General features: G+C 72.6%; 11 protein-coding genes. 4 read left to right on the top strand and 7 right to left on the bottom strand.

Annotation, left to right across the window (positions count from 1 at the left end):
* Window positions 1-701: 701 nt before the first annotated feature.
* Window positions 702-2,486, bottom strand: coding sequence for a DEAD/DEAH box helicase (locus AB0C36_RS11510; protein ID WP_358352527.1), 1,785 nt, complete (start codon window positions 2,484-2,486; stop codon window positions 702-704).
* Window positions 2,487-2,849: 363 nt separating this feature from the next.
* Here AB0C36_RS11510 and AB0C36_RS11505 point away from each other — a divergent pair, with 363 nt between their 5' ends.
* Window positions 2,850-3,515: a hypothetical protein gene (locus AB0C36_RS11505; protein WP_358352525.1), complete on the top strand. Its 666-nt coding sequence runs from the start codon at window positions 2,850-2,852 to the stop codon at window positions 3,513-3,515.
* Window positions 3,516-3,545: 30 nt separating this feature from the next.
* Window positions 3,546-3,956, top strand: coding sequence for a hypothetical protein (locus AB0C36_RS11500; RefSeq protein WP_358352523.1), 411 nt, complete (start codon window positions 3,546-3,548; stop codon window positions 3,954-3,956).
* 134 nt (window positions 3,957-4,090) lie between these two features.
* Here AB0C36_RS11500 and AB0C36_RS11495 read toward each other — a convergent pair whose 3' ends face one another.
* Window positions 4,091-5,566, bottom strand: coding sequence for an MFS transporter (locus AB0C36_RS11495; protein ID WP_358352521.1), 1,476 nt, complete (start codon window positions 5,564-5,566; stop codon window positions 4,091-4,093).
* 148 nt (window positions 5,567-5,714) lie between these two features.
* Window positions 5,715-6,377, bottom strand: coding sequence for a DUF4097 family beta strand repeat-containing protein (locus tag AB0C36_RS11490; RefSeq protein WP_358352520.1), 663 nt, complete (start codon window positions 6,375-6,377; stop codon window positions 5,715-5,717).
* Between the two features lie 249 nt (window positions 6,378-6,626).
* Between AB0C36_RS11490 and AB0C36_RS11485 the strand changes: the two genes are divergently transcribed.
* A complete protein-coding gene (locus tag AB0C36_RS11485; protein ID WP_358352518.1) occupies window positions 6,627-7,361 on the top strand; it encodes a helix-turn-helix domain-containing protein in 735 nt (244 codons plus the stop codon).
* Between the two features lie 18 nt (window positions 7,362-7,379).
* Here the strand turns inward: AB0C36_RS11485 and AB0C36_RS11480 are convergent, their stop codons facing one another.
* Entirely contained in the window at window positions 7,380-8,591 is a 1,212-nt protein-coding gene (locus AB0C36_RS11480; protein ID WP_358352516.1) for an MBL fold metallo-hydrolase, read from the bottom strand.
* Window positions 8,592-8,641: 50 nt separating this feature from the next.
* Window positions 8,642-9,568: an SDR family oxidoreductase gene (locus AB0C36_RS11475; RefSeq protein ID WP_358352514.1), complete on the bottom strand. Its 927-nt coding sequence runs from the start codon at window positions 9,566-9,568 to the stop codon at window positions 8,642-8,644.
* 104 nt (window positions 9,569-9,672) lie between these two features.
* Between AB0C36_RS11475 and AB0C36_RS11470 the strand changes: the two genes are divergently transcribed.
* On the top strand, window positions 9,673-10,350 hold the full coding sequence (locus AB0C36_RS11470) for a TetR/AcrR family transcriptional regulator (protein ID WP_358352512.1): 678 nt from the start codon (window positions 9,673-9,675) through the stop codon (window positions 10,348-10,350).
* Window positions 10,351-10,474: 124 nt separating this feature from the next.
* On the opposite strand, the gene AB0C36_RS11465 is transcribed toward AB0C36_RS11470, so the two are convergent.
* On the bottom strand, window positions 10,475-12,664 hold the full coding sequence (locus AB0C36_RS11465) for a xanthine dehydrogenase family protein molybdopterin-binding subunit (RefSeq protein WP_358352510.1): 2,190 nt from the start codon (window positions 12,662-12,664) through the stop codon (window positions 10,475-10,477).
* A gap of 4 nt (window positions 12,665-12,668) precedes the next feature.
* Window positions 12,669-13,943: a (2Fe-2S)-binding protein gene (locus tag AB0C36_RS11460; RefSeq protein WP_358352508.1), complete on the bottom strand. Its 1,275-nt coding sequence runs from the start codon at window positions 13,941-13,943 to the stop codon at window positions 12,669-12,671.
* Window positions 13,944-13,999: the final 56 nt, after the last annotated feature.

Here is a 13,999-nt window from a genome sequence, read left to right as displayed (position 1 = left end):
CCGGGATTACCAAATCCCCGGGTCCCCACCGGCGCGACTCCGGGCGCGGCCTGGTGGCGGACGCCGGGGTCACGATGCTGTTGCGCGGCGCCAGGTCGTGGTTGCGCGGACAACTCGTCTACCGCCCTCGGCCAGGGCAGGTTCGGGCGGTATGTCGGCTGCCTGGGGCTCTTGTCCCTGGCGCGGCCGTCGTCAATCACGGTAATTCGGGGTCAGCCCCCAGGTAAGCGAGTTTCCGGAATGTGGACGGATTCTCAGCGAGATCTCAGTGTCAAAGAGCCTCAAAGCTGGGCAAAGGTCGCAGTTTCCTGCGAGGTGACACGTGCGACACGAGAAGTTGATCTCATGATGTGGACGACCGGACGTCCGAATGGCACGCGTACCGTCCGGTAGGCGGAGCCGTTGCACCGATTCAACGCGCGTGGACTGCGCGAAGCGTCCCGCGTTTCAAGATCGTTTGCAAGATTCCCCGTGTGAACCCCTTATTACAAAACGATCTTTCGCAAACTCGTGGAAAGTCGCGAAGGAAGCCTGCAAAAGGGGTGGCTCACGCAACGTGCGGATCCGGTCGGCGCCGTGCGCGGTGCCTGCGGACGGCGTCCGCGGGTCGTCGCCCGACCGCGGCGCGGTGTGCCACGCGTGTCGCACCACGTGTCGGCACACCATGTCAGCAGCCGATGTCAGCGCGCAATGGCGACGCGTCACCGCGACGATGTGGCCCACTGCTGGATCTTCGAGATCCGGTCCTGCAACTGCCCCGCCGACGCCTGCGCGGTCGGCGGGCCCCCGCACACCCGGCGCAGCTCGTTGTGGATGACGCCGTGCGGCTGCCCGCTGCGATGGTGCCAAGCCGCGACGAGGGTGTTCAGCTCCTTGCGGAGACCGGACAACTGACGGTGCGTCACGACGGGACGCTGGGCCGCCGTCTTCTCCGAGAGGTCGGCCTCCTCGTCCGGCTTCTTCCGGCTGCGCGCGAGCTGCCGCGCCTGCCGGTTCTGCAGCAGCATCTGCACCTGGTCCGGCTCCAGCAGGCCCGGGATGCCGAGGTACTCCTCTTCCTCCTCGCTGCCCGTGTGCGCCTGGAGGCCGAACTCGTTGCCGTCGTACAGCACCCGGTCGAACCGGGCCTCGCTCTCCAGCGCCTCGAAGGAGAACTGCTCCTGCTCGCCGGGCGTGTCCTTCTCCTGGTTCGCCTCCGCGAGCAGCGCGTCCTCGGCGTCGTAGAGGCCTTCCTCGGCCTTCTTCTGCCGGTCGAGCACGTGGTCGCGCTCGACCTCCATCTCGTTCGCGTGCTGGAGCAGCGTCGGGACGGACGGCAGGAAGACGGACGCCACCTCGCCGCGCCGCCGGGCGCGTACGAAACGGCCGACCGCCTGCGCGAAGAACAGCGGCGTCGAGATCGTGGTGGCGAACACCCCGACTGCGAGGCGCGGTACGTCGACGCCCTCGGAGACCATGCGCACCGCGACCATCCAGCGGGAGTCGTCCGCGCTGAAGTCCTCGATCTTCTTGGAGGCGCCGGTGTCGTCGGACAGCACGACGGTCGCGCCGTGCCCGGAGATCTCACGGATCATCTTCGCGTACGCGCGGGCCGACTCGTGGTCGGTCGCGATGACGAGCGCCCCCGCGTCCGGCACGGATTTGCGTACCTCGGTCAGGCGTTTGTCGGCGGCCCGCAGCACCTGCGGCATCCACGACCCGTGCGGGTCGAGCGCGGTCCGCCAGGCCTGGTTGATGGCGTCCTTGGTCATCGGCTCGCCGAGGCTGGCGGCCACCTCGTCGCCGGACTTCGTACGCCAGCGCATCTCGCCCGAGTAGGACATGAAGATGACCGGCCGCACGACGTGGTCCGCGAGGGCGTGGCCGTAGCCGTACGTGTAGTCCGCGGCGCTGCGCCGGATGCCGTCCGAGCCCTCGATGTAGCTGACGAACGGAATCGGGTTGGTGTCCGAGCGGAAGGGCGTACCGGTGAGGGCGAGGCGGCGGGTGGCCGGCTCGAACGCCTCGAACACCGCGTCGCCCCACGACTTGCTGTCGCCCGCGTGGTGGATCTCGTCCAGGATCACCAGCGTCTTGCGGTTCTCCACCCGGCGGCGGTGCAGCATCGGGTGCACGCCGACGCCCGCGTACGTCACCGCGACGCCGTGGTACTCGCGGTTGGCCGGCCCGGAACTGCCGGAGTAGTTCGGGTCGATCCGGATCCCTATGCGGGCCGCCGCCTCCGCCCACTGCTTCTTCAGGTGCTCGGTCGGCGCGACGATCGTGAGCTGTTGGACTATGTGGCGGTCCAGGAGCTCGGAGGCGATCCGCAGCGCGAACGTCGTCTTGCCGGCGCCGGGCGTCGCCACCGCGAGGAAGTCGCGGGGCTGCCGCTCCAGGTAGGTGTCCAACGCCCCCTGCTGCCAGGCACGCAGCTTGCCGGCGGTGCCCCAGGGAGCACGCGCGGGAAAGGCCGGGGACAGATGCGACGCGGCTGAAGTACTCACTGCGGGAGATGCGCTCCGGGCATGCGGGGGCCGCGCTCCGGACGGCTTCCGGAGGCGTCCCGGGGGGACGGGCGGGAACGGCTCAGGCTACCCGAGCGCATGAGCCGTCCGAGGCAGCGACGCGGTTGGCAGTGGGGGTAATTGGTCAGCTTTTAGGGTGGTTTGGAATGGCTTTTCGCGTGCCGGAGAGCACCCTCCGGCCTCCCGCGCGCCGGTGGCCGCCGCTGTCGGCGGCTCGTGCGGACAGCCCGTACCGCACGCCGAATTCCCGTACGCTGCTTGGGCATCGCCGACCACCGACGGCAAGCGCGCACGCGGGCCCTCGGGTACCGCACCCCACCCCCGCCGCGACGGAGGCGCCCCATGACCGAGACGACGCGTTGGGTGTTCGTCTGGGACGGCTACTTCTGGTATCCGCAGCGGATCCCCCGCGCGGATCCCAACCTCGTGACGGCGGTCGACACGATCCTGACGCCGGCGTGCGACGTCGAGCGGGCCGACATGCTCGTGGACGCGTGGGCGGAGAACGAGGCCAACGGCGTGCTGCCGTGCCGGATCGGCACCGAGGGCGGGATCGCCGAGCGGGTGTCCGCCCGCGAGGTCCGCCTGCAGGACCTGTGGAACCAGTTCGAGGACACCGTGATGGCCGCCGACGAGTTCGCGGGCGTGCTGGACGCGTACGCCCATGCCCTGCGGACGACACCGGTCTGGACGTTCACGCGCCGGGAGGGCCGGCCCGCCGGGTACCGGCTGCCGGAGACGCCGGCGTGCCTGCGCACCGTCGCCGAGATGTTCCTCGCCCCGCTCACCTCCTCCGAGCAGGTCGAGGCGCTGCTCGACGACTGGCGCGAGCAATTGGTGGACGAGGAGGACCCGTACGCGGCCGAGTCCGGCGGGGTCGTCGCGCGGCGCCTCGACGGCGTCCGGATCACGCTCACGGACCTGAGCAAGAAGTTCGACGTGGTGTGGGTGTCCAACGCCGAGTTCGAGCACATCCTCGACGCCTATGCCAAGACGCTACGGTCCTGACAAGGACTCCCGGGAAGGACGGCGGCATACGTGTCCATGTGGTTGCACCTCGCCAAGGTCGACGCCGCGGTCGCGGCGGATGTGCGGTCGAATCCGGACCTCGTCGACGACCTTTTGGACGGCGCCCATCCGGCGGACGAGACGCACGGTGAGGACTACCGGGCCGTCGACCAGATCGCCGAGGGCCGTGCGGACGTCGAGGAGGGCGCCGCGGATTGGCGCGAGGCCTACCCCTGGCTGGGCAAGGCGACCGGCGAAGGCGGCGGCGAGATCGACGGCACCGACTTCGGCTACGGGCCCGCGTTCCTGCTCGACGCCGACGAGGTCCGGCAGGTCGCGGACGGACTCGCCGCCGAAGGCTGGTCCCGCTTCCTGGAGTTGGGGCCGTTCTACGCGAAGGCGGCGGCCGAGGGGAAGTGCGTCGTCGGCGCCCTGATCTGAGCCGGCCGAGGGCCCGCCGTCCGTGGCAGGCCCTGGCGTACCGCCGCGCGCCGCGCCCTTGTTCGGTTGCCCGACCGTCGCGGGTCGAGTCGGTGCGACCGCTGATGCCTCGGGTCCGGTGGACCACGACGGGGTCAGCCGGTCCTCCGGGGGCCGCGGAGCCCGGGGTGACGGGGTGGCCGGGGGTCCGCCGCCGAGCGGGGCGGGCGTACGCGCGGGGCTATGAGGGAGCCCAGCAGGGCTATGCCGAGCATGACGGCGAAGATGAGCGTGAACACGTCCGCGTCGCGGCCCTCGCTCTCGTGGAGTGCGGCGAACAGCGCGCCGCCGAGCGACAACAGCGTCACCGTGCCGAGCGCGTCCGAGACCTGCAGGGCCGCCGAGTTGCCGCCGGCCTCCTTGGGTGCGGACAGTTCCAGCGTGAGCGTGCTCATCGCCGACATCGCCATGCCCATGCCCATGCCGCCCAGGAACCACGCGGGCAGCACCGCGTACGCCGTCACTCCCGGCACGAGTGCCAGCGCGGCCCCGCCGATCGCGCACGCGACCAGGACGAAGCCGACCGCCACGAGGTAGGGCCGCCGCCGCGCCGAGGTGCGGCCCTGGAGCCACGAGCCCAGCGCCCACGACAACGCCCCCGTGGTGAGGGTGAGTCCGGCCTTCGTCGGGGAGAAGCCGTGCTCGCTCACCAGCATGAGCGGCACGAACGACTCGACGGTGAAGAACGTCCCCGCGATGATGCCGCGCGACAGGATCACCGTCGGCAGCCCGCGCCGGGCACGCAGCGTGCCCTTCGGCAGGAGCCGCGGCACGGTCGGCACCATGCACGCGAAACCCGCGAGCAGCACGACCACGCCTGCCACGGTGAGGTGTTGCCCGCCGTACTGCACGAGGCCGGTCCCGAGTGCCGCGCCCGCCGCCGCGCCGATCAGCCGGCGGTCGATGCGCGGTCCCGCGTCGCCGGAGGCTATATCGGCCGCGATCTCCGCCTGGACACGGCGCAGTTGCGGCACGATCGCCAGCATCGGCAACACGACGAGCGCGGGGATCGCGAGGAACACCCAGCGCCAGTGCAGGTGGTCGGTCACCGCACCCGACACCGGCGGTCCGACGATCGACGGCAGCACCCACGCCGAGGCGAACGCGGAGAACACCTTCGGGCGCAGGGAGTCGGGGTACGCGCGGCCCACGACGACGTACAGCGCGACGATCACCAGCCCGCCGCCGAGCCCCTGCACCGCGCGCCCGAGGACGAACGGCCACATCGACTGGGCGGCCCCGGACAGCACGAGCCCGATCGCGAACGCCGCGATCCCGCCCAGCAACGGCACCCGCGGCCCGCGCGTGTCGCACCACTGGCCGGAGAACACCATGGCCGGCAGGCTCGTCGTGTAGTACGCGGAGAAGGCGAGGCCGTAGAGCGCGGTGCCGTCGAGATCGTCCACCGCGACCGGCATGGCCGTGCCAACGGCCATGGCCTCGAACGCGATGAGCAGGATCACCGAGACGATCCCCAGGGTCAGCGCCCGGTACGGCCGCCGCATCACCGAGGCAGGCAGGCCGGTATCGGCGGTGTCCGGGGATATCTCCCCCTTGTCCAGGGTCGTCACCGGGACAGCCTAAGTGGCCCTGCCGACCTCGCCGTCCCGCGCCGACCCCGGCTCGTGCGTCCGTCCCCTCCGGGAAGGGCCGGGAACGACGGAGGGGACCGCGCTGCCGCCCGGAGCGGCGTGGCGCGGTCCCCTCGGGGCCGACGGTTCAGAGGCTGCGGGCGGTGATGTCGCCCTGCATGGTGGTGGCGCGGATGTCGAGTCCGATGGTGCCGTCGTTCTTGAGGCTGTTGTCGATGCGGCCGTACGAGGTGCGTGCGTCGAGCGAGCCCGAGACGCCCGCGGCGGCGGCGACGGTGATGTCGCCGGACTGGGTGCCGAGCACGACGGTGCCGCGGCCGGCCTCGGCGACGGTGATGTCGCCCCGGGTGGTGCTGACGTCGGCGTCGCCGGTCAGCCGGCCGATCTCCACGTCGCCGTCGACGGCGGCGAGCCGGACGCCGGCCGCCTCGTCGATCTTGATCTGCCGGTACGCGCCCTCGACGGCGACGTCGCCCAGGCGGCCGACGGCCCGCAACTCGCTTGCCGCCGCCTTCATTTCGATGCGGGAGCCGGCGGGCAGCCGCACGGTCACCTCGATCGCGCCCGACGGCCCGACGTACTGGTTCTTGACCGGGACGTCGATCCGCAGGACGCCGTCGGCGTAGTCGACCGCGGTCTGCTCCGCGGCCTTGGCGTCACGGCTCTTCGAGGCGTTGAACGGCCGGATCTCGACGGTGGTGTCGGCGCGGTCGGCGGCGATGACCTGGATGCGCCCGGCGGGGACGTTCAGGACGGCGGCGATCGGGGCGGGGGTGGCGAAGGTGTTCATCGTGGGCTCCTTGTCGGCGGGGCCGGTTGTCGGCGGGTCCGGCTCGTTGTTTCGAACGATGGAAAAGCTACGTTGCATTCGGACTCGCGGCAACACGAACGTTGCAAGATAGCCACGTTATTGCAGGTCAAATGGGTTAATTCGTTGCATCGACCCTGACGATAACGCAACACTCATCCATAGCTTCGTTGCAATAGGATGCGCCCGAACGCTACGCTGCGGACCACAAAACACACCCAGGAGGCCGTGATGCCGGGAGGCAGACTCACCCAGCCGGAGCGCCGGCAGATCGCGCAGGGCCTGGCCGACGGCCTTGCGTACGCCGAGATCGCCAGGGGGTTGGGGCGTCCGACCTCGACGGTCACCCGGGAGGTGATGCGCAACGGCGGCCCCACCTCGTACCGCGCGGACCTGGCCCACCGCGCCACCGAACGCCGCGCCCACCGCCGCAAGCCCGCCGGCGTGCAGGGCGGGCAGGAGGCACCGCAGCCGTACGGGCGCGACCCGGACGCGGTGCGCGACTACGAGGAGCGGTTCACCACCGTGATGATGCAGTCCGGCCTGCCCGGGACGATGGCCCGCGTGCTGACCTGCCTCGTCACCGCCGACACCGGCAGCCTGACCGCGGCCGACCTGGTACGCCGCCTCCAGGTCAGCCCCGCCACGATCTCGAAGTCGATCGCGTTCCTGGAGAGCCAGACCCTGGTACGCCGGGAGCGCGGCGACGGCCGCCGCGAACGCTACGTCGTCGACGACGACGTCTGGTATCAGTCGATGCTCGCGAGCGTCCGCTCCCTGACGCAGCAGGTCGAGATCGCCAAGGAGGGCGCCGGCGTCCTCGGCCCCGCCACCCCGGCCGGCGCCCGCCTGGAGAACATCGCCCGCTTCCTCGACTTCGTCGCCGAAAGCCTCGCCCGCGCCGCCGACCAGGCCCGCGAAGTCCTCAACACCAAACCCGCCTTCCGCCCCTCCGACCAGGACTGACGGAAGACACCCCGCCCGTCACGCAACCGAGTGCGTCTCCTCCCGCATGGCAACAGCCTGGGAAGTCGCCCCCGCCGCACGGGCATTGGCATTCGGGGCCGCGGGGGCTTCGGGGGTGGCGGTCAGGGGGCGCCACCAGGGGGTGCCGGGGAGGTGGGCGGTGGTGGGTTCGAAGGGCTCGCCGGGGCGGGGGATTGCCACGGAGGTGCCGGTATTTGCGGCTGCTTCGACAGTGCCTTCGGCGGGCTCCGCCCAGGGGTGCATGGCGAGGTTGAAGGTGCCCCAGTGGATCGGCATCATCACGCCGTCGGGCCGGCCGCCTTGCAGGTCGAGGTGCGCCCGCAGGCCCTCGGCGGGGGTCATGTGGATGTCGGGCCAGTACTCGCTGTACGCCCCCACCTGGATCATCGTGGCGTCGAACGGCCCGTGCCGCTCGCCGATTTCGCGGAATCCCGGGAAGTACCCGGTGTCGCCGCTGTGGTAGATCCGGTGCCGCGGGCCGGCCACCGCCCACGAAGCCCACAGCGTGTGCTGCTTGTTGCGCAGGCCGCGGCCGCAGAAGTGCCGTGCGGGGGTGGCGGTCAGCTCGATGCCGGCGACGGTGGCCGACTCGTTCCAGTCGAGTTCGCGGAGCCGGTCCGGGGCCACGCCCCAGCGCTCCAGATGCGCCCCGATCCCCAGCGGCACCGCGAACACCGTGTCGGTACGCGCCAGTCGCCGGATCGTGGGCAGGTCGAGGTGGTCGTAGTGGTCGTGCGAAATGACGACGACGTCGACCGGTCCGAGGTCGTCGAGCGGCACCGGAACCGGGTGCAGCCGCTTGGGGCCGACCAGCGACGACGGCGCGACGCGCTTGCCCCACACCGGGTCGAAGAGCACCCGGCTGCCGTCGATCTCGGCCAGCACGCTGGAGTGGCCCATCCAGGTCAGCCGCAGCCCGGTGGACGGCGGTCGGTGCAGCGCGGCGAGGGTGTCGGGGTGGAGCGGGATGTCCCCGGTCGGCCTGCGGCGTACCCGCTGCTCCCGGTCGAGGTACGACTTCACGAACCCCGGCATGCGGTCGCGTGGCGGCCCGATCCGCACGCCGACCGGGTTCTGGAACCTGCCGTCGGCGAAGTTCGGCGAGCGCCGGATGCGGTCCATGCGCTCGCCCGAGGGGTCGGCGCCGAAAGCGGGCAGCCGCAGGGCGCGGAGCGGGGAGCGGCGGGGGGTGGTCGTGCGGGCGGTCATCGGATCTCCTGGGTGCCGTTGGGGCGGGGTGACAGTTGGTCGGGTCGGCCTCAGGCGGCGTACTCGGCCAGGCGTACGCCGGTCAGCTCCTCCGCCGCCGCCCACAGCCGCTCGTTGACCGCGTCGTCGAGGGCCCGCTTGGTCACCTTGGCCGGGCCCGTGGGGCCGACCAGGCCGAAGCGCTTGCTCGGGCCGTAGTAGCCGCCTGCCGCGGCGCCCGGGTCCGCCGCGGCGAACAGCAGGGGCTCCGCGCCCTGTTCGACGCCCTGGGACGGCAGGAGGTTCGCCATCCGGCCGCTGAAGACGCCGGTCGCCTTGTCGCGTCCGAGGCTCGGGCCGTTGCTCTGCAGGTTGGTGCGGGTGAAGCCGGGGTGCGCGCCGGTGCTCACGAGGTTCCAGCCCCGGGCGGCGGCGATCGCGGCGAGTTGCCGGGTGAGGATCAGGTCGGCGAGCTTGGACTGCCCGTACGCGCGCATCGGACGGTAGTTGCGCTCGGACTGCAGGTCCCCGAAGTCGATGCGCCCGGCGTTGGCCACCCCGCTGCTCATGGTCGCGACCCGCGGCGCTGGGGCGGCGAGCAGCGCCGGGAGCAGGCGCACGGTGAGTGCGAACGGGCCGAGGAAGTTGCTGCCGAACTGCAGCTCGAAGCCGTCGGCGGTGGTGTTGCGGTCGGGCGGCATCATCACGCCGGCGTTGTTGACCAGGACGTCCAGCGGGGTGCCGTCGGCGAGGATGCCGTCCGCGAACTCGCGGACCGAGGCCAGGTCCGCCAGGTCGAGCCGGCGCACCTCCAGGTCCGCGCCCGGGTGCCGGCCCAGGATCTCGGCGCGGGCGGCCTCGCCCTTCGCGGGGGTGCGCACGGCCATCACGACCCGGGCGCCGGCGGCGGCGAGGCGGCGGGCCGCCTCCTTGCCGGTGCCGCTGTTGGCGCCGGTGACGATGACGGACTTGCCGGTCTGGTCGGAGACCTCGTACATGGCTGACACCTTCCGGAGAGTTAAAAGACTGCCGGTCTGTTGAAATCGACAGTAGCAGACCCCCGGTCTCTTAACAACAGACCGCAGGTCTGTAGAATCTCGGTATGACCACGTTCCAACGCGCGCGCAGCGACGAGCAGCGCGAGATCCGCCGCCGGGCGATCCTCGACACGGCGAGCGCGATGCTCGCGGAGATGCCGGTCTCGCAGGTGAGCCTCAACGAGCTCAGCCGCCGGGTGGGCCTCGCGAAGTCGAACGTGCTGCGGTACTTCGAGTCGCGCGAGGCCGTCCTGCTGGAATTGCTCGACGTCGCCCTGCGCGAATGGCTGGAGCAGTACGAGGCCGAGCTGACGGCCGCGGTGGCCCCGGGGACTCCGCCGACCCGGCGTGCCCGGGAGATCGCCGCGGTCACCGCGGAGACGCTCGCGGCCCGTCCGGTGCTGTGCGACCTGATCAGCTCGCAGGCGGCGGTGCTGGAGCGGAACGTGTCCGCCGAGGTCGCCGCCACCTACAAGCACAGCACGATCGCGAACGTCGGCATCCTGGTCCGGATTCTGGGCACGCACCTGCCGGAACTCGGCGAGGAGGACACCTTCCAGTTCGGCGCCGCCACGGTCCTGGTGGCCGGCTCCGTGTGGACGCACGCGCATCCGTCCGCGGCGATGCTCGCCGCCTACGAGGCGGACCCCGAACTCGCCGCGATACGCCTCGACTTCACCGACACGATGCGGGGCGCGCTCGAAGTCTTCCTGCGCGGACTACTGGCCCGCGCCGCGGACTGACCGGCAACGGACCGACCGGCAACGGGCTGACCGGCACGGAATGCGGACTTGCCGCGGACCTTGCCGCGAACTTGCCGCGGGCCGACGCCCCGAGCCGCGCTCGTACGGGAACCAAGCGCCGCACTCAGCGCGCCGCGACCGCCTTCGGGGTCAGGGGCAGGCTGGGCAGTTCGAGGCCGGTGGCGTCGCGGACCGCGGCCGCCAGCGCGGCCGGGACCGGGACCACGGCTGCGTCGGCAAGCCCCTTGGCCCCCAAGGGGGTTCCCGGCTGCGGCTCCTCGTGCCACGCCGCGACCGTCACCGGCGGGATGTCCAGCGGTCCCGGGAGCGCCCACGCGACCGGCCCGTGCAGGCGCGCCGCCGCGAGATCCTCGGTGAGGGCCAGGCCGATCCCGAGGGCGACCGCGCCCTCGATGCGGGACAGCGCCTGGACGCGGTCGAGGACGCGGCCCGCGTCGTACGCCCCGGTCACGTCCACCACCTGCACAGCGCCCGTCTCCGGGTCGACGTCGGCGACGATCCGGCACGCGGCGAAGGCCACCGCCGGGTACGCGTCCCCCTGCCCCGCGTCGTCGAGCGGCTCGGTGTGCCGCGCCCGGGTTGCGCCCGCGGTCGCGGCGACCTCGCGGCCCTCGGTCATGACGGAGGCGGGCAGGTCGACCAGGCCGTCGTAGGACACGATCCGTCCGTCGCGGATGTCGAGGAGCGCCGCCGTCATGCCGTACCGCGCGGCGATTGGGGCCAGCAGCCCCGCCCGGATCTCCCGGGCGGCCTGGTCCACCGCGCCCGCGGTGAGCATGGTGTGGCGGCCGAGGCCCGCCGGTCCCGCGCTGGGCAGGGCGGTGCCGGCCGGGAGCACGATCGCGTCCGGGATTCCGAGGACGTCCTCGACGATCTGCCGGACCAGGTACGTGAAGCCCTGCCCGACCTCGACCGCCGCGCACGTGACGGTGACGACGCCGTGGTCCAGGCGGACCGTCGCCGTCGACGACTCGTCGGCGCCTTCGATGCCCAGCAGCGGGACCAGGCCGACGGCATGCCCGACGCCGCGCCGCAGGCCCGGTGCCGGCTGTGCGGACGGCTGCGGCGCGAGCGCGACGGCACGGAGCAACTCCCCTGCCGGGGCCGGCCCGTCGAGGATCTGACCGGTCGTCAGCATGGTGCCTTCGCTGAGCGCGTTGCGCAGGCGAAGCTCGACCGGGTCCATGCCGAGCGCGTCCGCGAGGCGGTCCATCTGCGCCTCGTAGGCGAAGCAGACCTGGGTCGCCCCCGGGCCGCGCATGGTTCCGGCGGGCGGGTTGTTGGTGCGTACCGCCCACACGTCGACGGCGGCGTGCGGCACCATGTACGGCCCCGTCGCGCAGCCCGCGAGACGGCCGACGACCTCGGGGGACGTCGTCGCGTACGCCCCTCCGTCCAGCAGGATTTGCGCCTCGACGGACAGCAACCGCCCTGTGCGGTCCGCCCGATGGGTGTACTTCAGGCGCGCGGCGTGCCGATGGCCCCCGCCCGTGAGCGCATCCGCGCGCTCCACAACGGACTTGACGGGGTGTCCGGTACGCGCGGCGAGCCACGCGACGACCGACAGCAGCCCGATGTCCTCACGCGTGCCGGCCGAACCGCCCACACCCGTCGGCATCAGCCGCAGCGTGCCCGGCGCGAACCCGATGCACTGGGCGACTTGGTCGCGGTCGCCGTGCGGCCACTGCGTGGCGACGTGGAGTTCGATGCCCCCGTCGGCGCACGGCAGCGCGAGCGCGGCGTCGGTGGCGGGGTTGGCCTGGTCCTGCGCGCCGATGTCGTACAGGCCCTCGACCACGACCTCGTCGACGGGCGACCCGTCGGGCCGGCGCTGCACGGGACGGCCGTGACGCAGCGCGATGTGCCGGAAGACGTTGCCGTCCGGGTGCAGCGGCGCGCTGGCGAACGCGTGCTCGGGGTCCAGGCGGGCATCGAGCGGCTCGTAGTCGACGTGCACGGCCTCGGCGGCGAGCTTGGCGGCGTGCGGGGTCTCGGCGGCCACCGCCGCGACCGCCTCGCCCGCGAACCGCACGACGTCGGACGCCAACACCGGGCGGTCCGCGACGACGGGCCCGTGGTACGACTCGGGCGGCAGGTCGGCGGCGGTCAGGACGGCGCGTACGCCGGGCACCGCGAACGCGGCCGAGGTGTCGAGGCCGACGATGCGCGCGGACGGGTACGGCGACCGCACCAGCACGCACCACAACATGCCCGGCGCCCACAGGTCGGCGGTGTAGGAGAACCGGCCCCGGGCCTTGTCGTTGGCGTCGGGCCGCTCGACGGTGTCGGTCACGGCGTCACCTCGCGGGCGGGGCGGTCGGCCCGGAGGCAGCGCCCGGTGGGAAGCCGGGGATCCGCACGATCCCGGTCGACGTGGTGAACTCGCTGCCCTGCGGTGCGATCGCGTAGCTGCCCGTGGCAGTGGCGGAGGCCCCTTCGGTTCGGTCCGGTCCGGCAACCGCGGCTCCGGCCCCCGTACTTGCCACGCCTGCGCTGCCGACGCCTGTGCTCCCGGTGCCTGTACTCCCGGTGCCTGCGCTGCCGGCCGCCGCGCCTTCGGAGCCGGCGGGCTCGAACAGCGATGCGCCGGTTGCGCCGGGTTCGCCGGAGGCGACCGCGCACACGGCCGCGACCATGCGGTTCGGGCCCGCGCAGCGGCAAGGGTGCCCGGCGAGAGCGCGGCGTACGGTCGCTTCGTCCGGGTTCGGAATGCGCGCCAGGAGCGCATGCGCGCTGACCACGACGCCCGGTACGCAGAACCCGCACTGCACGGCACCGTGCGCGATCAGCGCCTGCCGGACGGCAGTTGGCATGCCGTGGTCGGCGAGGCCCTCGACGGTGGTGACCTCGCGGTCGCCCATCGTCGCGCCCGGCAGCATGCAGGACACCGCGGGGGCGCCGTCGACAAGCACCGTGCAGGTGCCGCAAACCCCTTGCCCGCACCCGTCCTTGGCGCCCGGCAGGCCGAGACGCTCGCGCAGTACGTACAGCAGGCTCTCGCCGAGCCATGCCCCGTCGACCACGTGCATGGCGCCGTTGACGCGCAGCGTGTAGGAAACGAGCGGGCCGCCCGGGGAGCCGAACGGGTCGACACCGCCGATCGGCGCCGTCGAGGACGCCCCGCCCGGCGCACCGAACGGCGTGCCGGGATCGGCGGGGTACCCGGGATGGCCGCCGAGTGCGGCCGGGTTGAGGACACCTGCCATGTGCAGGGGCCGCGGGGGGATCACGGGCGCAACGCCTGCGTCGTCCACGCGGAGGACTGGGTCGTGTTGCCCCGGCGGCGGCTCCGGTCGCGGCGCGGGGAAGCCGATCGGCAGGGACGGTTCCGCGCCGGGCGCCGCAGGCGCCACGGACGTGCCGACGTGGCCGCCGTCCGGGGCGGGCGACGGCGGCAACGTTCCGGTCGCGGCTCCGCCCACGGCGCCGCCCGGGTACTCGTGGTCACCGAAGTGCCCGCCCGCGAAGTCTCCGGCGGCCTCCGCCGCGCCGCCCGGCATCAGGCCGTCGACCGCATGTGCGAACGAGGGGATGTCGGAGGGTGACCCGCCGGGTGCCGGGATCCGGGTCATGCGATCGCCTCCCGGCCGCACCAGCCGGAGCCCGAGGCGCGCCGGTCCGGCCGTCC

This window comes from Streptodolium elevatio (assembly GCF_040649515.1).
GTDB classification, from domain to species: Bacteria; Actinomycetota; Actinomycetes; order Streptomycetales; family Streptomycetaceae; genus Yinghuangia; species Yinghuangia elevatio.
Note: the sequence above shows the minus strand (reverse complement) of the source record. Positions and strands in the feature narration are given on the sequence as shown.